23 protein-coding genes are annotated in these 18,561 nt (G+C 57.8%); 15 read left to right on the forward strand and 8 right to left on the reverse strand.

Features of this window, described 5'->3' with window-relative positions; translation table 11 throughout:
* The first annotated feature begins 290 nt into the window (after positions 1 to 290).
* A complete protein-coding gene (locus BUB27_RS02010; RefSeq protein ID WP_159434738.1) occupies positions 291 to 1,061 on the forward strand; it encodes a PEP-CTERM sorting domain-containing protein in 771 nt (256 codons plus the stop codon).
* A 419-nt stretch (positions 1,062 to 1,480) separates the two neighbouring features.
* Here BUB27_RS02010 and BUB27_RS02015 read toward each other — a convergent pair whose 3' ends face one another.
* Complete coding sequence (locus BUB27_RS02015; protein WP_143157871.1) at positions 1,481 to 2,557, reverse strand: substrate-binding domain-containing protein; 1,077 nt, start codon at positions 2,555 to 2,557, stop codon at positions 1,481 to 1,483.
* Positions 2,558 to 2,710: 153 nt separating this feature from the next.
* Here BUB27_RS02015 and BUB27_RS02020 point away from each other — a divergent pair, with 153 nt between their 5' ends.
* The 5 genes from BUB27_RS02020 to BUB27_RS02040 all read left to right on the forward strand — a co-directional run bounded on the left by BUB27_RS02020 (position 2,711) and on the right by BUB27_RS02040 (position 5,797).
* Entirely contained in the window at positions 2,711 to 3,325 is a 615-nt protein-coding gene (locus BUB27_RS02020; RefSeq protein ID WP_143157872.1) for a PEP-CTERM sorting domain-containing protein, read from the forward strand.
* Between the two features lie 428 nt (positions 3,326 to 3,753).
* Complete coding sequence (locus tag BUB27_RS02025; protein ID WP_143157873.1) at positions 3,754 to 4,104, forward strand: hypothetical protein; 351 nt, start codon at positions 3,754 to 3,756, stop codon at positions 4,102 to 4,104.
* Positions 4,105 to 4,166: 62 nt separating this feature from the next.
* Entirely contained in the window at positions 4,167 to 4,748 is a 582-nt protein-coding gene (locus BUB27_RS02030; protein ID WP_159434739.1) for a lipoyl domain-containing protein, read from the forward strand.
* Positions 4,749 to 4,969: 221 nt separating this feature from the next.
* Complete coding sequence (locus BUB27_RS02035; RefSeq protein WP_143157875.1) at positions 4,970 to 5,509, forward strand: hypothetical protein; 540 nt, start codon at positions 4,970 to 4,972, stop codon at positions 5,507 to 5,509.
* 72 nt (positions 5,510 to 5,581) lie between these two features.
* Positions 5,582 to 5,797: a TFIIB-type zinc ribbon-containing protein gene (locus tag BUB27_RS02040; RefSeq protein WP_143157876.1), complete on the forward strand. Its 216-nt coding sequence runs from the start codon at positions 5,582 to 5,584 to the stop codon at positions 5,795 to 5,797.
* 509 nt (positions 5,798 to 6,306) lie between these two features.
* Here the strand turns inward: BUB27_RS02040 and BUB27_RS02045 are convergent.
* From BUB27_RS02045 to BUB27_RS02075, 7 genes are all read right to left on the reverse strand, one after another.
* Entirely contained in the window at positions 6,307 to 6,570 is a 264-nt protein-coding gene (locus tag BUB27_RS02045; RefSeq protein WP_143157877.1) for a hypothetical protein, read from the reverse strand.
* A 2-nt stretch (positions 6,571 to 6,572) separates the two neighbouring features.
* Entirely contained in the window at positions 6,573 to 6,815 is a 243-nt protein-coding gene (locus tag BUB27_RS02050; protein WP_143157878.1) for a hypothetical protein, read from the reverse strand.
* Positions 6,816 to 6,830: 15 nt separating this feature from the next.
* Entirely contained in the window at positions 6,831 to 7,370 is a 540-nt protein-coding gene (locus BUB27_RS02055; RefSeq protein ID WP_143157879.1) for a hypothetical protein, read from the reverse strand.
* 62 nt (positions 7,371 to 7,432) lie between these two features.
* A complete protein-coding gene (locus tag BUB27_RS02060; RefSeq protein ID WP_143157880.1) occupies positions 7,433 to 7,885 on the reverse strand; it encodes a hypothetical protein in 453 nt (150 codons plus the stop codon).
* A 12-nt stretch (positions 7,886 to 7,897) separates the two neighbouring features.
* Positions 7,898 to 8,338: a hypothetical protein gene (locus tag BUB27_RS02065; RefSeq protein ID WP_143157881.1), complete on the reverse strand. Its 441-nt coding sequence runs from the start codon at positions 8,336 to 8,338 to the stop codon at positions 7,898 to 7,900.
* Positions 8,339 to 8,341: 3 nt separating this feature from the next.
* On the reverse strand, positions 8,342 to 8,794 hold the full coding sequence (locus BUB27_RS02070) for a hypothetical protein (protein WP_143157882.1): 453 nt from the start codon (positions 8,792 to 8,794) through the stop codon (positions 8,342 to 8,344).
* 835 nt (positions 8,795 to 9,629) lie between these two features.
* Positions 9,630 to 10,058, reverse strand: coding sequence for a hypothetical protein (locus BUB27_RS02075; RefSeq protein ID WP_143157883.1), 429 nt, complete (start codon positions 10,056 to 10,058; stop codon positions 9,630 to 9,632).
* A gap of 556 nt (positions 10,059 to 10,614) precedes the next feature.
* Here BUB27_RS02075 and BUB27_RS02080 point away from each other — a divergent pair.
* From BUB27_RS02080 to BUB27_RS02120, 9 genes are all read left to right on the forward strand, one after another.
* The gene (locus tag BUB27_RS02080; RefSeq protein ID WP_268793963.1) at positions 10,615 to 11,010 is read left to right on the forward strand and encodes a terminase small subunit; all 396 of its coding nucleotides are present in this window, start codon (positions 10,615 to 10,617) and stop codon (positions 11,008 to 11,010) included.
* A 324-nt stretch (positions 11,011 to 11,334) separates the two neighbouring features.
* Positions 11,335 to 12,942, forward strand: coding sequence for a terminase large subunit (locus tag BUB27_RS02085; protein ID WP_143157885.1), 1,608 nt, complete (start codon positions 11,335 to 11,337; stop codon positions 12,940 to 12,942).
* A 19-nt stretch (positions 12,943 to 12,961) separates the two neighbouring features.
* Positions 12,962 to 13,312, forward strand: coding sequence for a hypothetical protein (locus BUB27_RS02090; protein WP_143157886.1), 351 nt, complete (start codon positions 12,962 to 12,964; stop codon positions 13,310 to 13,312).
* A complete protein-coding gene (locus BUB27_RS02095; protein ID WP_143157887.1) occupies positions 13,309 to 13,494 on the forward strand; it encodes a hypothetical protein in 186 nt (61 codons plus the stop codon). The genes BUB27_RS02090 and BUB27_RS02095 overlap by 4 nt, the downstream gene beginning before the upstream one ends.
* 211 nt (positions 13,495 to 13,705) lie before the next feature.
* Positions 13,706 to 15,367 (forward strand): portal protein, encoded by a 1,662-nt coding sequence (locus tag BUB27_RS02100; protein WP_143157888.1) that lies wholly within the window; start codon positions 13,706 to 13,708, stop codon positions 15,365 to 15,367.
* A 43-nt stretch (positions 15,368 to 15,410) separates the two neighbouring features.
* Positions 15,411 to 15,647 (forward strand): hypothetical protein, encoded by a 237-nt coding sequence (locus BUB27_RS02105; RefSeq protein WP_143157889.1) that lies wholly within the window; start codon positions 15,411 to 15,413, stop codon positions 15,645 to 15,647.
* 18 nt (positions 15,648 to 15,665) lie between these two features.
* Entirely contained in the window at positions 15,666 to 16,214 is a 549-nt protein-coding gene (locus BUB27_RS02110) for a hypothetical protein (RefSeq protein ID WP_143157890.1), read from the forward strand.
* A 161-nt stretch (positions 16,215 to 16,375) separates the two neighbouring features.
* Positions 16,376 to 17,146 (forward strand): hypothetical protein, encoded by a 771-nt coding sequence (locus BUB27_RS02115; RefSeq protein ID WP_143157891.1) that lies wholly within the window; start codon positions 16,376 to 16,378, stop codon positions 17,144 to 17,146.
* A 627-nt stretch (positions 17,147 to 17,773) separates the two neighbouring features.
* Positions 17,774 to 18,187, forward strand: a complete 414-nt coding sequence (locus BUB27_RS02120) for a hypothetical protein (protein WP_143157892.1) — start codon at positions 17,774 to 17,776, stop codon at positions 18,185 to 18,187.
* The last annotated feature ends 374 nt before the right edge of the window (positions 18,188 to 18,561 follow it).

Genomic DNA, 18,561 nt, shown 5'->3' on the forward strand with positions numbered 1-18,561 from the left:
TGTGCGGGATTCTATCGCCAATGTATCTGGATAATCATGTTTGCAGATGTGGGTGCTGTCTAGCTGGAAATCCTTTTTATATGGGGGATGAGAAGAGGGGGGCGTGTGCGCGGACTCGGTAGGTTAATGTGGTCTTTCTGGGAATCCTTTTATGCAGATTATAATCCAGAATCGGGTGGGTGGAGGCGTGGTGGATGAGCTAGTCATGGGATTGGGCATTTTGCCGTCTGTCTCTGAGCGTATGTGAATCGTGCAGGTGGGGCTGCCCGGGAAAAACAAAACACATGATTATGAAAAACCAACTACTCCAGGCGGGCGTACTGCTCGCGACGACAGGGCTGCTGCAGGCTGCCTCATTGAGCTTCGACTTCGAGGCGCAGGATCTTTCGGCTACGACTTCAGGTAGCGGATTCAGCGTGACTGATCTCGCAGAGACAGGACTCGGCAGCAACTCCATTTACGGAGACTTCACCACCACCACGATGGTGCGTGCCTATGTGCCGGGTCAGATAACGAACGGCAGCAGCCCGGCCTCTAGTGCGGCTGACTACGTGCAGTTCGGCCTGACTGCCGGTGCAGACGGGATCGATTTCAGCGGCGCGTCTTTCTCTACGACAGTGGGTGGCTTCACGAGTGCTGGCTCCGGCGGGGCGATGGGTATTTTTGTGAATGTCTACTACAGCCTGGACAACGGTGCCAACTGGAGTTCCGCACTGGGCAGCACGCTTTCTATCAATCAGGCCGCGTACACCAACCCGGGCAATGCCAGCGGCGAGTTCGGCTTTGATGGTGCACTGGGCTTCGATGAGAGCCACGCCTCTGACAGCTATGACTTGTCCTCCCTGGGCACGCTGGCCAGTGGCGAAGAGGTGCTTTTCCGCATCGCCATCAATGACAACTCAGGCTCCAACGTGAACCTGACGAGTGGCAACAACGTGAAAGGCGTGTACCTGGATGACATCAGTGTCTCAGATTTCACCGCGTCTGCCGTGCCTGAGCCGGGCACCAGCACGCTTCTGTTTTCCTTCGGTGCGCTCGCGCTGATGCGCCGCCGCCGCTAAGCTTTTCTAGCAGCAAGTTGAGGAGCCTCCGCCAGTCCGCTGGCGGGGGCTTTTTGTTGCTTTCATCCTGCTACGCGATGGGGTGATGGCAGATGATTTCAACCGGAAGAGCTACGGCGTGGAGGAGCCCTGCGGGCTTGTCATTGGTCAGGGGTCATTGGGGCCTGCTAGATGAGCCCCTGCGGGGAGTAGGCGGTATCAAGGGTGGGTAGGGGGCGTAGCAGGTAGGGAGTAGCGGGTAGCGGAAATTTCCGTGGGAAATTTCTTCTATGCCTGATCGATCCCGACTGCTTGCGTGCCTGCTCTCCGGTTTATCCGGAGAGGCTACTACCTACTCGCTACTGGCTACGGTTCCGCACCATCGGACAGGACAACTTACGTACTCACCTACTCACCTACTCACTTACCCCCTTACTAACTTACTCACCTAGGCGTAGCGAGTCGCCTGGGACTTCCTCGAGAGGATAGTTTTTGAAGATGCCTCTGGGGAAGCCGTTTTCCACCCAGCGCTGGAAGAGGCGGATGGCTTTCCGGGTGGGGAAGGAGTAGCCGTGGGGCTTTGGCCAGAGCCATTCGAAGCGGGGCTCGTAGCCGAGCACGGAGACCGAGAGATCCTGCGGGGTGCGGATGCCGGCCATGCTGCAGAAACCATAGAGGGAGAGCAGGGATTGCTGGGTGTGACAGATCACGGCGGTGGGTTGGGTCTTGCTGAGATGGGTGCGCCAGTAGCTGAGCCAGACCTCGGGCACGAGCTCCGCAAAGACCGGGGTGAAGGCTTCGATTTCCGACTGGCTGTAAAGGTCTCCCAGGCTGGTGGTGTAGCCGTCTCTCAGGTAGCCGAGTAGATCGTCGTGCTTCCCGTAGTAGGGGAAGAGGATACGGGTGTGGCCCATCTGCCGGAGCTTGGTGAGCAGGGTGGAGGCGGCCTTCTCGATGGAGTAGCCCGTGGCGCAAATCTGATCCTTGAGCAGAGTGGTCTCGCCGCCATCACAGAAGACGGGGATGCCGGTGGCCACCAGCTCGCTGAGCCAGCCGATGGTTCCCCCAAAGACCATGATGGCGAGCGGCTGGTGCTCCCGGATTAGGCGCTGGACTGAGGATTTCGCATTTCTGGTGCGGCGCATGGGGGCTTCCTTCCATTCCACGTGTCCGCCGCGGTTCTTCCAGTACTCGCTGATGCCGTGGATGAACTCCCGGGAATCAAGATTCAGTTCGCTATGGTGCTCCAGGAGTATGAGCAGCTTCTGCAGCTGCGGTCTATGAGAGCTGGTGGGGATGATCCGGCGGCGTCTGCCCGGGGTCTGGCCAGAGAGGACGCCCTGGGATTCCAGTAAGTGGATGGCGGCCATGGTCGTGCGGTGGCTGCTGTCATAGTGGGCGGCAAGCTGGCGGTAGCCGGGAAGGGTGTCCACCCATTGTCCGCGCAGGATGTCCTGCTGGATCTGGCGGGCCAGGAGAGTGGGCTTGGTGTGGTGCTGGAACTTGGGGGCGGCCATAGTGGAGGCATGAGTGCTATCATAATGATAGCACTATGTCAATGAGTCTGGGTGTTGATCCAGAGTGGTCTATGAAGGATATAGGAGGCGGAGGGTGGCAGTTTTCTGGCGTTTGTGCGCCGAAGACCCCCTCCGTAAAAACACGTAAACGAGATGAAAAAAACAATACTCATAACAATCCTCTCTGGTGTAGTGGCCAGCGGCGCACAGGCCGCAGTGCTCTATGACCAGTACTCCACCGGTGGTGGACTGTGGACTGTGGATACAGATGCCGCGGTAGACACCTTCACAAATAACTTTGATAACGGCGGCTGGAATGGAACCCGTTACTGGTACGGCATGGCTGGAGGCAGCCTGCAGACCACGATCACTGAGTCCGTGGAGTTCGCGGCCGTGGCCGGCTCTGAGTTCGACCTGAGCAGCATCACCTGGAACAACTATATCTTCGGCCAGACTGCTGGAACCGCTGAGGTGGATGTGGAAGCCTTCGTGAACGGCAATTCCCTCGGCACCCAGACATTCAACGCCTTCGGCTCCCAGACCTGGGATGCCAGCGGGCTGGACAACGTAAGCTCCGTGACCGTGAGCTTCGAAATCACCGAGACTGGTAGTGGTGCGGTGAGCTTCTTTGAACTGGGGCCAAACAATGCCGCAGGCAACGGTCTCTTGATCGAGGGTAGCGTGGTTACCGTGGCGGTACCAGAGCCATCCAGCACAGCATTGATCGGTCTTGCCGGCGTAGGTTTTCTCCTGCGCCGCAGAAGATAATCGGACGCGCTAACAATTTCTCATGCCGATTAGGTATGTGTAATGCGTGTGAGGGCCGCTCTGGAGAGGGCGGCCCTCATTTTTTATGAGGTGTAGGGCCCCTGCGGGGCATTACTGATAGGAGCCCTCCCTGCGGGCTTGGCATGGGTCAAGAGTCATTGGGGCATGTTTGATGGAGCGTGGACTGATGAAGCTTTTCTCACCACAGAATGCACGGAAGGGACAGAAAGGCTGGCTTGATGGAACCCGGGTTGATGGAACGTTTTCCACCACGAATTTCACGAATCGAACGAATACGGGCAGGATGGAGCCCGGGTTGATGGGGCCTCTAACCACAGATTACTCAGATTGGAACAGATTGCTTGTTTGATGAAACCTATGGTATTGAAATTGGCTCAAGCAGATAAAGAAAACCACCAAGAATCCCAATGAACGATACGGAGCAAACTAAAAACCTTAACGAATTTCGGGAGCTGCAGGGCCTGTGGCGGGACCCGAAGATGCTAGATGCGCGGATCGAGGAGAACCAGAAAACCCTCAAGGTCATACGCTTCTACGTTCTTCTTATCCTTGCTTTGATGCTAGGTTTTATGGTCTGGCGATTGGTAAATGGGCGTGACGGTAATGACTACTATTTTGGAGCGCTCATGCTACTGATGATATTTATCCAGTGCTCTTCGCTGAGAAGTGAGAAGCGAACTCTGTCCCTGATGAAACTCATGCAGCATGAGGTGGGCGTGAAGAAGACGGCCCTCCCAAAAACAGAAGAATCCCAATGAACGAAACGGAACAAAGCATAGCCCGGGAAACAGCGATTAGCACCCGGAAACGAACAGCCTACATGGAAACGAAGCTGGCGGAGAACCGCCGGTTGCTACGTAGGCCGGACCTGCTGGAGAACAAACTGCAGGAGACCCAGAAGATGATCAAGCGCACGTACTGGATCGTAGGGTTCATGTTCCTCAACCTGGTGTTCTCACTGTGGATCGGCGGAGGTGATAGAGTGGGGATCCTGCTATCCGTCAGTTTGTTAGGTATCTTGATCATGCTTCAGTCTTTCATGTCAGAGCGTGAACGCCTTCTCCTCATGCTGGCGATGCAGGAGGAGGGGAGTTCTCAGGAAAAAGGAGAAAGGGAAAAGCTAACAGTGGAGAAATCGTGTGTGGCAGACAGTGAGGAGGCTAAGGCGCAGACTGGAGAGGATGTTGTTTTACCGGATCTGGGAACGGGAGAGAAGACCTATAAGCTGGTACGCTGGACGGTGAATGATGGCGACGAGGTGAAAATAGGGCAGAACATTGCCTTCATTGAGACGGACAAGGCGACATTAGATCTGGAATCCTTTGCCAATGGCACGCTACGCATCCTGCAAGAGGAAGGCACCGAAGCTGCGTTTGGCACGGTTATCGGGAGGATCGAATAGAATCATGAAGGGAACAATCGGGCCAGATGGAGCGTCATACGCGACCCGCGTTGGGGTCGTATTCATATTTTAACCCTATTCCCGGGGTAGCGATCCTTCGGCTCGCAACCGCCGGGCTAAAGGCCGGAACCCCCTTGGGGTTCTCTAGCAAGCATCCCGGAAGGGTGGAGGAAGGAAATTAACATCCCAGCGAGAGTACAATGAAGCAGAGTGATAAAACCATGAAGAAACCAATGGCCAAAGCGGGAGCATACGCACCGCTCAGGGAGGATCTGCCACTGCAGCTTTACACCTGGCTCTACTTTATCGCGGGGCTGCTAGGTTTCATGATGCTTACTTGGCTGCTTGGCAAGGGCTGGTTCTGGGCGCTCTTTACCGGGTTGCTATTTATGGGCATTGGCAATTCGATCTGGATCTCACGCGTGATGGCCTACGGCATGAAGCGCTTCTTCACCAAGACCTTGATGGGATTTGCCATTGATGTCTTCCGCAAGCGATCTGTGATCAAGGCGGCCAAGGAGATGATCAAGGTGGACGAGGGCTTTGAACATGAGCTCGTAACGGTAATTCAGCGTGAGAGCCGGTGGATGGTGATGGTGCCTCTGCTGATTTCGCTGGCCGTGCTGCTACTGGATATCCTGTTACCCGCTGACCTGATGTATTTTCAAATGGCAGGCATTTATTTCCTAGCGATTGGCTGGGGCTGGATGACGCTTTGCCGCATGGGCCTGCTGATGATGCTTCCTGTCGATACGGAATAGAAAAAATCCACTGCAGGCTGGCCATCCGGGCCGCTGCATGAAACGAATAAAAGAAACTACAAGAAAGAGACGATGAATTGCCCGAAATGCATGACCCCTTTGACGATAGGCTCCCGCAATGATGTGGAGATCGACTACTGCCAGAAGTGCCGTGGTATCTGGCTGGATGCCGGTGAGTTAGACAAGATCCTGGACCGCTCCGGCCGCCATCAGGTCCACCGCGACGGCCAGCACGAAGACGACCGCAAGGAAAGCTGGTGGGAGCGCGTGATCGATATCTTCGATTAAGTCCGGCCCCTGAGGGGGAGCCCCTGCGGGGAGTAAGAAGGATAGAGGAGAAAGGAAAAAGCCCGGCTAGTTGCGTAAGGTTCCTCCACCCCTCCGGGGTGGTATGTTGTTAGGGGCGGGTTCCTGGGGTGAGCCCCTGCGGGGAATTACTGATTCGTGATTACGGATTACAGATAGAGTACCTCCGGTATGAAGCCTCCGCTGGGCGCTTGTCATGGGTCATCGGGGTTTCATCCCGCAAGCCTTTTTACTTTGTCCTTTATCCTTCCCACTCCCCGCAGGGGCGAACCCCAAAGGGGTTCCGGACCTTAGCCCGGCGGTTGCGAGCCGCAGGATCGCTACCCCGGGAATAGGGTTAAAATAAGAATACGACCCCAACGCGGGTCGCGTATGCTTCATCTAGCCGGCCCCAATGACTCCTGACCTTTGACCCATGACAAGCGCCCTGTGAGCGCTTTACCCCGGAGGGGTGGTGGAAGGGGGGAACGAGAGATGGGGCTTATCCTGCCCTACGCGAGGTAGTGCAGGGAGAGGCGGATGCCATGACCGACGAAGGTTCCAGCGAAGAAACCGATGATGAAATAGGGAGAGCTAGCGAGCAGGCCGCGGTCTTTCCAGAACATCTTGCTGATGTGCACGGCGAAGGCGATCATGAGTGGTAAGAGTAGCAGTAAACTGATCGTGACAGGCAGACCTATCGACGCAACAAATGCGTTGAGAAAGCCTAGTAGCATGGCAGAGCGCTGGAAGCGCTGGTAATATTCCGGATCCACACTCACCATTTCTGATCCAGCCGGCGCAGGCGGCCGATGACGCTCAGCAGCGCGAAGCAAATGATGGCGGCGGTGAAGGAGAAGCCCAGCACCATGAGGGCCGTCAGGTTGAAACCTGTGCTGATGAATACGATGCAGGTGTAGACGAGCCCGAGCAGGAAGATACCGCAGCCCGTAAGGCCGAGTAGGATCTCGATCAATGAGGGCTCGTTGTGCTGGCTCTCTGTCTGGGTATCTTCGCTCATGCTTCAGTCAGTATCTTAACGGAAGCTCTCCTGCAGGGACTCGGCGATGCTTTCGAACTTCTCGGTGAGCAGCGTCTTCCATTCGCCTTTGTATTGTTTGAAGGAGATCACTTCCATGGCCTGGGATTCCACACCATTGGAGCTAAGGTGAAGTCTGACCAGCACGTGGGTGACTTCCCCTTCCTTCACTTCACCGAGCACTTCTGCCTTGGTGTATTCTACATTGGCGGGTTCCAGGATTAGCTTCATGATGGAGCCGATGAACTGGCTGAAGTAGGCCTGGTTATCGAGCTTCTCGATAGATTCCTTGGTGGCCTCCGGGCCGAAAAAGTCTCTGTAGAAGGCAGTGGCTTTCTCCTCGGGCAGGCTTTTGCCGAAGGAAAGCATCTGGCGGAAGAGGTCCAGAGCTTCCGGGTGGAAGTACTCCGCGCTCTTGCCGTACTCTTTTTTCTGATAGGTGGAGAAATATCCCTTGGCCGCATCGGAGGCGGTCTGGGCGATGGCACTGGCGGTGAGGGCGGCGGTCAGCAGGATGCTGGAGACGAGTTTCTTCATTTCGTTGGTTTCTGTTCTGTTGGGAATGAGGGCCGCCACTAGAGGGGCTTCATGGCGCTGAGTCAAGCAGCCTCGTCCCCACTGGGTGAGATAGACTGTTCCTCCGGCGTGCGCAGGTACTGGAGGCTGCGCTTGAGGGAGATCACGAAGGGCGCGAAGATCAGGGTGAGGGGCGCGGTGCTGATCATGGCGGTGATTACGGCCTCCTGATAGAAATGCCGGCACATGGCGCGGATGCCATTGATGAGCTGGGGTAAGGTGAACAGCACGGCCAGCAGGCAGACGAGTGCGCAAGTGCCTAACAGTATCTGGGCGCTGAGCTTCTTGTCCTCGCGTGTCATCAGGGGGATGTAGAGCAGTAGGGTGATGAGGACGAGAATCAGGCAGCCCACCGGCTTCTCAAAGATGGATGGCAAGCCTATGGTCACCAGCAGTGTCCATATGGCGAGCAGCATCAGGTAGCTCTGCGTCAGGCGCTCGTAGCGCTGCTGCTTGCTTGGAGGCTTTTTAGGCAAGGTGAAAAGTAATTACTGTGGTTGTGGAGTGTCTTCTGCATCCGGCCGGTAGCGGGTGTTGATCACGAGGATGCCGTCCTTGATTTCGGCGACGTGCCAGCCGCATTGACGAGTGATTTGATCCATGACCTGGTGCGCGGGTACGCCTGTGGTAAAGTGAAGTTCGATCTCCCGGAGCTTGGGTTCACCCTCGGCAAAGCCGCCAGCCTCTTGCTGGAGGGGCTCGGGGATGATGAGGTGATCGAATCGCACGCGGGTGATGCCTAGCTTTTCGGCACCCACCTCATGCAGGAGCTTTCGTATGGCGACACTAGCGGGGCCCTTGTATTGAATGTCCTTGCTGATCCGGTGCTGCTGGAGCTTTTGATAGAATTTGGTAATGGCCTCATCCTGCCCCGCGTGGATGGGAAGCAAGCTGAGGAGGAGCAGGCAGAATGTGAGGAGGTTTTTCATGGCTTAGTCTTCCTGAGCCCTCGCCTTGCCCTGCTCCACGAGGGTGCGCAGGTAGCGGAGAATGCGGGCCACGGCAAGCAGCAGCAGACCGGAGAGCACTGCGGACGCGGCTTGGAAGAGGGCTGGCGTCAAAGCTCCGTGGCTGATCCCCAGTACCAGAATGATGAAGGCGATCAGGAAGGCAATGTAGGCGAAGATCGTGATGGAAATCTCCAGCTTGTCCTCTACCTGGACATAGGATTCGGCTGGGAGCTCGTCCATGAGCTGCCCTATGTGTGGAGCCTTGGCATTTCTCCAGACTTGCAGACTGCCGAGTTTGATCCACTGGGTGGTGTCCTCCAGCCTGACCAGACTATTAGCCTGCAGTGAATGGTTGAGGATGCGCTGGTGGAGCGATGAGGAATCGACCAGGCCGATCTCTTCCTGACCTTTGATGTAGTAACGTGCTTCTTCCATGAACTGCTAGGTAACGACTCCTCACATACTGCCCAGAGCCACCCGCTTGGCAAGGATAACCCCGCAGGGTTCCCCTGCGGGGAGTCATTGGTCAAGGGTCAGGAGTCATTGGGGCCAGCATGATGAAACCTTTTTACCACGAATCTCACGAATCGTTCTAGATGAAGCATTTCTGGCCACAGATTAGACAGATTTTTTTAGATTACTGAATGGGCGAAGACCGGGATGGTGGAACCCGGCTAGATGAGACTTACGCGACCCGCGTTGGGGTCGTTTCTTTCTTTAAATCCTCTTCCCGGGGTAGCGATCCTTCGGCTCGCAACCGCCGGGCTAACGTACGGAACCCCCTTGGGGTTCGCCCCTGCGGGGAGTGGGAAGGATAAAGGACAAAGGAAAAAGGCTGACGGGATGAAACCCCGATGACTTCTGACCATTGACCCATGACAAGCGCCCAGCGGGCGCTTCATCCCGGAGGGATGAGGGAACAGAGCCTGGGGTCAGCGAACGCAGTGAGCGCCAACCCCGGGAACCCGCCCCACCCACACACCACCCCGGAGGGGTGGAGGAACATAGCTTCATCAGGCAGGGCTCCATCTAGCCGGGATCAGTAATTTGTAATCACCAATCAGTAATGCCCCGCAGGGGGCTTGGTTCCATCTAGCCCGCATTCGTGAAATTCGCGAAATTCGTGGTAAAAAAGTTTCATCAAGCCGGGATCAGTAATCAGTCATTAGTAATCAGTAATGCCCCGCAGGGGCCACGTTCCCTCAAGCAGGGCTTCATATAGCTAGGTTGCATCTCGCAGGCCTCTATCCTTTTTCCTCCCCACTTCCCTCTAACATATCGTAAATCCGCTCTTGGTGCGGATGAGGCGGAGGTAGCGGAGGCTCTGATAGAGCAGGGCAGGCCAGAGGGCGATTACAAGCAGGAAGGTAATGGTCCGGGTGAACGAGTCACTCTCCACGAAATAATAGGAGTCGATGCTTTTGTAGTACCAGTAAAGCGATGCCGAGGGGATAGCGAATAGCAGGAACAGGCCGGTGAAAAAGACAGAGGAAAATACCGTGAGCAGGGCGAAGGCCTTCTTGTGCCGGAAGGCGAGCAGAGGGAGCGCCGCCAGTGACGTCAGCACCGCAGCAAAGACCATAAAGAAGGGATCGGTTGGCTCGGCACCGGTCACTCTGGCCAGCGTGTACAGGCCCAGCAAGACCCACATCCCCAGCAGCACCAGATGGGAGCGGCGCAGCAGTCGATAGTATTTCACAGGGTCGGGCACAATCCGCATTCTAGGAGAAAACCTCCCCCCATGCCAGCAAGAAGTGTTAGGTGCCCGCAGGGGGAACCCTGCGGGCAGTGATGAGGATAAAGGAGAAAGGAAAAAGGCTGGCTAGCTGGATCCCTGCTAGATGAAACATCCGCGACCCGCGTTGGGGTCGTGTTCTATTTTGGTTTTATTCCCGGGGTAGCGATCCTTCGGTTCGCAACCGCCGGGCTAAGGACCGGAACCCCGTTGAGGTTCTCTAGCAAGCATCCCGGAGGGATGAGGGAACAGAGCCCGGGGTCAGCGAACGCAGTGAGCGCCAACCCCGGGTACCCGCCCCACCCACACACCACCCCGGAGGGGTGGAGGAACATAGCTTCATCTAGCCAGCAATCAGTCATTTGTAATCCGTCATGCCCCGTAGGGGCTGTGTATTTCGTGGTGGAGACAAGTTTCATCATGCCGTTCTGTATACTGCATTCTTGATACTCAATACTCCCCGCAAGGGGCGACTTTTCCCTGTTGCCATGCGGCGCGGGCCTAGGGTAGGATGGTGGTGATGGGAGGTGTGAATGTGCGGCAGGCGCGGTTTGTGGAGCTTTATCTTTCTGGGATGGCGGCCGGGCGTGCTTATGAGGAGGCGGGCTATGAGTCCCGGGGTGAGGCGGCGGTGAGTGCGGCCAGCAAACTATTGAAACAGGAGAAGGTGATGGAGCATTTGCAGCGGCTGCGCAGGGAGCAGGAGAAGGACGGCTATCTCACGCGGCAGGAGATCCGCAGGATCCGCCACGAGATGGTGAATGACCCGGATGTTTCCGACTCGGTGAAGCGCGGTCTGTTAGTGGATGAGGCTCGGATGATGGGCTACAACGAACCGGAGGAGGTGGACGTGGATCTCGGCCTCGCAGACTTGATCGGCAAGATGAGGTTGGGGAGCCCGAGGGGCGATTACTGATTACTGATTACTGATTACTGATTCCGGCTAGATGGAGCCCTTGCGGGTTTGTTAGGGAGTAATGGTGGGTAGGATCTGTAGCAGGTAGGGAGTAGCGAGTAGCGGAAATTTCCTGAGGAAAATTTCTCTATGCTTCAAGTATGCGGCTAGCATGAGCCAATGCTCTCAGGTTTACCCGGAGAGGCTACTTACTACTCCCTACTAGCTACGATACCTAACCATCAAACAGGACGGCTGTTCGCAAAGGTGCCAATGGCAACTTCCTACACCAAGCTGGCCGGGATGGCCGAAAAACTTATCTAACACTTAAAGAATAGACAATACATGACCTGGAACGATGAGGTGGCGGCGCTGTGTGAGGCGCGGCTGGGGGACTGGCGATGGCGGTTCTGGAATTTGTACTACATAGAGCCGGCGGACGACCGGCCTAAAGTGCTGTTTGAGCCGCGTGAGGAGCAGGAGGAGATCCTGCGGGCGCTGTATGAGCGGGGGGAAATGGCGGTGGCTATCCTGAAGGCGCGCCAGCTGGGCTTTTCCACCCTGCTGGCGCTGATCTGCCTGGACATGCAGTTGTTCCGCGCGGGCTACAAGATCGGCATCGTGGACCAGAATAAGGAGGACGCGGTGAAGAAGCTCGGCAAGCTGCTCTTTGCCTGGGAGAACCTGCCGAAGGCGCTGCGGGATTGCTACCGCGTGCTGGTGGATAACAACGGGGAGTTCACGCTGCGCTGCCGTGCCGCCCAGGGGGACGAGGTGGCCTCCACCGTCTATGCGGGGAAGAACGCCCGCGGCGGCACCCACCAGATGCTGTGGATCTCCGAGTGGGGCGCGATCCAGTTCGAGGACCCGCGCCGCTCGGACAAGATAGCGGACGGCGCGCTGCCCTCGGCGAAGGAGGGCATCACCGTGGTAGAGTCCACCTGGCGCGGGGGCAAGACGGGCAGGCTCTACACAGATGTGGTGGAGCCGGCCCTGCAGATCGCGGAGGAGCAGCGCAGCCAGCGCGACTGGCGGGTGTACTTCTTCCCCTGGTGGCTGGATGAGGCCTACGTGTGGGAGGGGGAGCAGAGCCAGATCTCCGAGGAATGCGCGCAGTACTTCGCCCAGCTGGAGAGCCGCTACGGGGTGGAGCTCTCCGGCCACCAGCGGCTCTGGTACTACAAGCGGGCCTGGCCTAAGCGGGAGAAGCGCTATGAGGAATTCCCCTCCGTGCTGGAGGAGATCTTCCTTTCGCCCGTGGATGGCGCGGTCTATGGCGAGTACCTGGACCGGGCGCGGGTGGAGGGCCGGGTGATCCGCTACCCGCGGGTGCGGCAGTCCTTTTTCTCCTTCTGGGATCTGGGGAAAAGCGACCTGATGTCCATCATCCTGATCCAGCGGGTAGGCCTGCAGCTGCGCGTCTATGATGGCATGATGGGCCGCGGCGAGACACTGGAGCACTACGCCCGCTGGCTGCAGCAGTGGGAGCGCGACAACGAGGCCTTTATCGAGGCGCACTACCTGCCGCACGATGGCGGCTGGCAGCGGCTGGGGAAGACCTACAACAAGTCCATCGCGGAGTCGCTGGAGGAATGCGGCCTGCGCCAGGTGCGCGTGGTGCCGAAGATCCCGCGCGTGCACATGGGGATCGAGTACGTGCGCGAGCGCTTTCCCCAGATGGTGCTGCATGCGGGGAATCTGGGCCGGGTCTATCAGTTCGGTAGCAAGCGCGTTTCCTTCCTGGATGCGCTGGCGAACTACCGCTACAGGCCGATGGAAAACGAGGGCCAGAGCCGGGAGCCCATCCACGATATCTACTCCCATCCATGCGATGCCTTCCGCACCTTTGCAGAGGCGGACGAGCGCGGCCTGGTGCCGGGTAGCTCCAGCCTGGAAATGGAGGCGCAGGCCGGTACACGATCTAACATGGTACTGAATGACCTCTATGAATAGCACTCTAACACCCTGGGAAATGGCGCTGCAGCTCTACGCGGAGATCGGCGAGGGCGCGCAGGATCTCATGCAGGACATGGCCTGGCACGTGCACCACGGCTACGTCTACGCCTCGCCCAGCATGTTTGCCATGGTGCGCCCGGTCTGCACCAGCTGGGGGGCGGAGGCCATCTGCGACTGTACTGATGCGCGGGCCGCAGACGGGGCGGAATTTAATGAGTTGACGTCATACCCAGATTGCTGGCATATTCATCTAGCAGTGGGTGAGATGCGCGAGTTGCTGAGCCTGCTGCCTTACGCGCTTCCGTATCTTTCCTACGAGCGGCGCGGTGTGTTCAAATTGCATTCAATGGAGAGTTTCAAGGTATGAAAACACCCAAACCAAAAGCACCGCCACCGGCGGCTCCTCCAGTCAAGCAGACTGGCAGGGAATTGTTAGACCTGCGCAGGCAGGTGGACCAGGAGGAACGGCAGAAGAAGGGCGTGCGCGCCACCATGCTGGACCAGTCCGAGTACAATCCGAACCGCAAGAAGCTGCTCGGCGGCGAGTAGGCGGTGGATTGTTTTTGTTAGTTAAAGAGAAAACGGCTGCGGCTGGGTCATGTGTGGACCCGCAGTGAGCCGGAGCAGCATCTAGAGGGGATGCAGCCAGACAGAAGTACGTGGGCGGATGCCGGAGTGATGAGGGCGGATGCCAGTGTCTATCAGGCCGGAAGCCATGTGTGCTTAGACTTGTAAGTAGAGAGAAAGAAAAATTCAGGGAATGGAGGAGAGTAGCAAAGCTCGGCAATTGATAGCAGAGCATGAGGCGAGGGCCGGCGAGCGTACGGCATGGGACACCCGCTGGCAGCGCGTGCAGGAGTGGTTCACCCCGCACCGCGCGCATGTCATGGACAGGCAGGATCCGCCGGGCAATGTGTACCGCTCGCGCATCCACGATACCAAGGGCATCAGCTCCGCCAATGTACTGGCGCAGGGGCACATGTCCTACATCACGCCGATGAATGAGCAGTGGTTCGCCTTTGCCACCTCAGTCAGGGAGTCCGGCAGTGAGCAGCACAAGTCGTGGTTCAAGGAATGCACGGAGGTAGCCATCCGCATGCTTAGCCAGAGTAATTTCTACACGGTGATCAATAGCGTCTTCCGCGACCGCTCCACCCTGGGCACCGGCTGCCTTTTCCTCAACAAGGGGAAGAGCAAGCCGCTGAACTTCCAGTACGTGGAGATCGGCACCTACACCGTGGCGGAGGATGAGGACGGCGTGGTGAATACGCTCTCGCGCGAGCTGGAGTACACCGTCATGCAGGCGGCGGACAAGTTCGGCAAGGACCAGCTGGGCGCCAAGCTGCGTAGCGTGTATGAGCAGGCCATGGCGGGGGACTCCCGTGAGCTGACCAGCAAGTACCGCTTCATCCACGTGGTCCAGCCTAACAGGGAGCACGATCCGGGCAAGCTGGACAGCCGCGCCTACCTCTCCCACTACATCTGCTGCACGGATGAGCAGGTGGTGGAGGAGGGGGGCTTCTACGAGTTTCCCTTCCTGGTCACCCGCTACGAGCGCTGGGGGAATCATCCCTGGGGCTTCTCCCCCGCCTACAATGCCATGCCAAATGTGCTCTCGGCGAACTTCATGAAGAAGATCCTCAAGCTGCTGGGCGAGACAGCGGCGCTGCCCCGCGTGCTGGAGCTGGCGGACCAGAAGCACAATGTGGACATGCGCGCCGGCGGCCGCACCGTGGTCTCTGAGAAGGCCGCGGCCATGGGATTCCCGCGTGAGTGGGGCACCGGCGGCAGCTTCCAGGCCGGGCAGTTCCTTATCGAGCAGGAGCACGAGCAGATCGAGATGTTCTTCCACGTGCCTTTGTTCCAGATGTTTGCCCAGCTGCAGAAGCAGATGACAGCCACGGAGGTGGCGGCGCGGGAGTCGGAGAAGCTGCTCATGTTCGCCCCTTCCTTCGTGCAGTTTGTCTCGGACATGGAGCCGCTGATGCAGCGCATGTTCAGCCTGCTGCTGCGGGAGGACTACTTCCCGCCGGCGCCGGAGGGACTGGCGCGCGAGACGGGAGAGGAGGGCCTGGTGGCGCTGGATACCCCGGTCATCGAGTACCAGTCCAAGCTGGCGCTCGCCATCAAGCAGCTGGAGACCATGGGCCTGGATCGCGTGATGCAGCGCGCCGCCATGATCGCCCAGTATGACCCCGGTGTGTTAGATAACTTTGATTTCGATGGCATGGTGCGCGACATGGCGCGCAATGAGGGCTTCCCGGAGCGCTGGCTCGTCAAGCTGGAGGAAATGGAGCAGCTGCGCGAGCAGCGCGCCCAGGCCCAGCAGCAGGCAGAGCAGATGGCCCAGATGGGGCAGGCGGCGGAAGCCGTGGGCAAGGCGGGGATCGATCCCGCCCAGGCCATCCAGGCCATGCTCTAGCAGGATCTCCAGCCGCAGAGCTGTGGCAATTTTTTAAATGAGTATGGAAAGAACGGATACTTCGTGCTGGGAGCACAAGCGCAAGGTGAAGGCAGTCAAGCAGTGCCTGCAGTCAGACGCGGGCAAGGCCATGGTAGACATCGTGATCAGGCATCTCTGCCTGGATGTCCCCTCGGCGCCGATGAATGACTTCGATACCAAGCGCGTGCTCTACCACGACGGACAAAAGTCAGTGATTCACTTCCTCGGCCAGGTGGCCGCTGGGGAGTTTGAGAAATGAAACCCAAGACAGAAAGCGATGAGTAAGACAACAGCAGCCAAGCCGCTGCGTAATCCCGATGAGGGCACCCTGACCCCGGCGTACTTCCGCTGGATGGTCGCGCATGCGAGCGATGAGGAATTTGAAGCATGCTACCGCAAGTCCCGCCAGACCGCAGTCCGCGTCTACGCGGACCTCCTGCAGCAGGACACAGAGCATGCGGAGCAGGATAAGCAAGAAGCAGATATGTTAGAACATGACCATGAGAGGCAAGCTGCCGGCACGGCAGGAGAGACCCCGCAGGGAGACATTCCCGGCGGGACAGACGGAGCAGGCAGCACAGACGGAGCAGGTGGCACAGAGCTCTTCACCCACGCGGAGGACAGCCCCGCCAGCGGTGAAGAGACAGAGGCTAACAGCAGCACCGAAAATGAAGGCGGCGAGCCAGCAGTGAATCTGCCGTGCGAAACTGCAGAGCTAGAAGAGGACCTGGAGAACATGCACCACAAGACCTTCCAGAAGAAATACGGCCTCAGCAAGAAGGCCTACCGCGAGCAAGCGGCCAATGGTGAGGAGGTGGCTCTGTGAGATACTTTACCCCACTATACAGCGCCGCAGGAGCCCTGCTCGGTGGCGAGGGCGGCGGCGCGAATCCCGCTGCGGAGGAAGCTGGCGCAGAGCAGGCATCCGTATCTAACAGTGACTCTGGAGATTCCGCAGAGCCTGCCGCAGAATCGGTACCACTCAGCGTGACCGGGGAGAACGGAGAATTCCACCCGGACTGGCTGGAGCAGGAATCGCTGGCCGACTACCGCAAGACACTGAGCAAATTCAAAACCCCGGAGGACTTGGCGCGCAGCTACGCCAATCTCGAGCGCATGCGCCGTGTGCCCGATCTCGGCGAGGAGGCCGACCAGAAGGCCGTAGAAACATTCCGCCGCGCCAATGACATCCCGCTGGAAGCTGGCGGCTACGAGCTGCAGCTGCCGGAGGAACTGCCTGCCGGAGTGGAAATGCCCGAGGGCGCGCTGGAGCACTACCAGCAGCTGGCCCACGGCATCAATGCCACTCCCGCCCAGGCTCAGGCCATCCTGGACAAGCACCTCGAGTACCTGAGCAGCCAGGCGCAGGAGGCCGAGGGCACGCTCACCAAAGCGCGCCAGCAGGCCGTGGGCGAACTCCGCCGCGAGTGGGGTCACGAGTTCGACGCCAAGCTGCAGAACGCACAGAAAGTCTACGATGTCTTCTCCTCCATCGCCGGCGTGAACCTGGAACGCGCCGACTTCACCGAGAACGTGGAATTCGTCAAGCTCATGGCCGCCGTCAGCAGCAAACTCAGCGAAGGCAGCTTCCACCAGGCCAGCCAGGGCATCCCCGGCAGCCAGTTCACCGGCGGCAAGCAGGAAGCCCAGAACATCATGAGCAGCCCCACCCACCCGGACCACGCCGCCTTCTGGGACAGCAGTCACCCCCAGCACCAAAGCATCCAGCGCAAAGTCGCCCAGCTCCAGCAGGGGTAGGATTTCTTCCTAACAAGATAGAAGAAACTCCAAGCCATCACCCCGACCACTCCCCGTGGCCGGGGTGATTTGTTTGTCCCTTGGGGAGTGATCAGTAGGCAGTAGGCAGTAGGCAGTAGGCAGTAGGCAGTAGGCAGTAGGCAGTAGGCAGTAGGCAGTAGGCAGTAGGCAGTAGGCAGTAGGCAGTAGGCAGTAGGCAGTAGGCAGTAGGCAGTAGGCAGTAGGCAGTAGGCAGTAGGCAGTAGGCAGTAGGCAGTAGGCAGTCTGGCGAGACGGAACCTCACTAGGTGGATCGTAATCTACGCGTCGAACACCTAGGACATACTCCCAAAAACTCTCCGCGTCAGATTACCAGCTTGATGCAGAGGAGAACCCCAAAGGGGTTCCGCATGTTAGCCCAGCGGTTGCGGACCAGCGGGCCGCTACCCTGGGACCCAGACCCTCCCGACAAACGACCCCAACGGGGTCGCGTAAATCCTACATCTCCCGCTGCATGAGTCAGCATCTGTCCAAGGTCTACACCCCGGAGGGGTGGTGGAAGGAATGAAGTTCAAAGGCTAACAGCATGAGTGAAGATGCGACTTGTCTTTTCCTCGGGAATTGACTGTCCTTTTATTGATGATGGCTATGACACCTACACTACCCACGATGATTATGAATAAAAGCTGGATCCAGTTGTTGCTCATAATGTGCTTTGCATTACTTGGCTGTGATAATGAAAAAACTCCTAATCTGGATTATGTGATCGTTTTGGCAAATGGGAAGTCACCCAATACGTGGGTTCTAAAGATTAATGATGAGGCTGTCGCGGTCTTGATGGTATCTGGAACTTTTCCTGAGGGCCAAAGCCAGTTTTCAATGAGTGATAGCGTCAGTGGTGGTGGAAGCAAAAGCGTTAAAACGTCTCGAGTTGTATTTCATACCGCGGAATCTGATCACGAGGTGAAATGGCAGTCCACAGATATTCATCATGTCATAGTGAACGGGGTGAAACACAAGCTGTCTGCTGACAATGGTCCTATAGAAATTACGGTACAATAATAAAAGGACACGCACGTAATAACGTACGCGGAAACTTTTTCCTTCAGATTACCAGCTTGATGCAGTGGCGAACCCCAAAGGGGTTCCGCATGTTAGCCCAGCGGTTGCGGACCAGCGGGCCGCTACCCTGGGACCCAGACCCTCCCAACAAACGACCCCAACGGGGTCGCGTAAATCCTACATCTCCCCGTTCCATCTCTCCCAGAAACACCCCGGAGGGGTGATGGAAAGTAGCGCGGCGGTAAGCTTGCCCGAGCAAGCGCCACCCCGGGAACAGGCCCCCCAACACAACCACCCCGGAGGGGTGGTGGAAGGATCAGAAGAGGTAAGGCTAACAGAATACGTGAAGATGCAGCTTGTCTTTTCCTCGGGAA

The sequence above is a fragment of the Rubritalea squalenifaciens DSM 18772 genome, assembly GCF_900141815.1.
Lineage (GTDB): Bacteria > Verrucomicrobiota > Verrucomicrobiia > Verrucomicrobiales > Akkermansiaceae > Rubritalea > Rubritalea squalenifaciens.

Excerpts from the sequence above, each read along its gene's own strand:
- BUB27_RS02010 (WP_159434738.1), top strand. The coding sequence starts at position 291 with ATGAAAAACCAACTACTCCAGGCGGGCGTACTGCTCGCGACGACAGGG.
- BUB27_RS02015 (WP_143157871.1), bottom strand. The coding sequence starts at position 2,557 with ATGGCCGCCCCCAAGTTCCAGCACCACACCAAGCCCACTCTCCTGGCC.
- BUB27_RS02020 (WP_143157872.1), top strand. The coding sequence starts at position 2,711 with ATGAAAAAAACAATACTCATAACAATCCTCTCTGGTGTAGTGGCCAGC.
- BUB27_RS02025 (WP_143157873.1), top strand. The coding sequence starts at position 3,754 with ATGAACGATACGGAGCAAACTAAAAACCTTAACGAATTTCGGGAGCTG.
- BUB27_RS02030 (WP_159434739.1), top strand. The coding sequence starts at position 4,167 with ATGGAAACGAAGCTGGCGGAGAACCGCCGGTTGCTACGTAGGCCGGAC.
- BUB27_RS02035 (WP_143157875.1), top strand. The coding sequence starts at position 4,970 with ATGAAGAAACCAATGGCCAAAGCGGGAGCATACGCACCGCTCAGGGAG.
- BUB27_RS02040 (WP_143157876.1), top strand. The coding sequence starts at position 5,582 with ATGAATTGCCCGAAATGCATGACCCCTTTGACGATAGGCTCCCGCAAT.
- BUB27_RS02050 (WP_143157878.1), bottom strand. The coding sequence starts at position 6,815 with ATGAGCGAAGATACCCAGACAGAGAGCCAGCACAACGAGCCCTCATTG.
- BUB27_RS02055 (WP_143157879.1), bottom strand. The coding sequence starts at position 7,370 with ATGAAGAAACTCGTCTCCAGCATCCTGCTGACCGCCGCCCTCACCGCC.
- BUB27_RS02065 (WP_143157881.1), bottom strand. The coding sequence starts at position 8,338 with ATGAAAAACCTCCTCACATTCTGCCTGCTCCTCCTCAGCTTGCTTCCC.
- BUB27_RS02070 (WP_143157882.1), bottom strand. The coding sequence starts at position 8,794 with ATGGAAGAAGCACGTTACTACATCAAAGGTCAGGAAGAGATCGGCCTG.
- BUB27_RS02080 (WP_268793963.1), top strand. The coding sequence starts at position 10,615 with ATGGGAGGTGTGAATGTGCGGCAGGCGCGGTTTGTGGAGCTTTATCTT.
- BUB27_RS02085 (WP_143157885.1), top strand. The coding sequence starts at position 11,335 with ATGACCTGGAACGATGAGGTGGCGGCGCTGTGTGAGGCGCGGCTGGGG.
- BUB27_RS02090 (WP_143157886.1), top strand. The coding sequence starts at position 12,962 with ATGGCGCTGCAGCTCTACGCGGAGATCGGCGAGGGCGCGCAGGATCTC.
- BUB27_RS02095 (WP_143157887.1), top strand. The coding sequence starts at position 13,309 with ATGAAAACACCCAAACCAAAAGCACCGCCACCGGCGGCTCCTCCAGTC.
- BUB27_RS02100 (WP_143157888.1), top strand. The coding sequence starts at position 13,706 with ATGGAGGAGAGTAGCAAAGCTCGGCAATTGATAGCAGAGCATGAGGCG.
- BUB27_RS02105 (WP_143157889.1), top strand. The coding sequence starts at position 15,411 with ATGGAAAGAACGGATACTTCGTGCTGGGAGCACAAGCGCAAGGTGAAG.
- BUB27_RS02110 (WP_143157890.1), top strand. The coding sequence starts at position 15,666 with ATGAGTAAGACAACAGCAGCCAAGCCGCTGCGTAATCCCGATGAGGGC.
- BUB27_RS02120 (WP_143157892.1), top strand. The coding sequence starts at position 17,774 with ATGACACCTACACTACCCACGATGATTATGAATAAAAGCTGGATCCAG.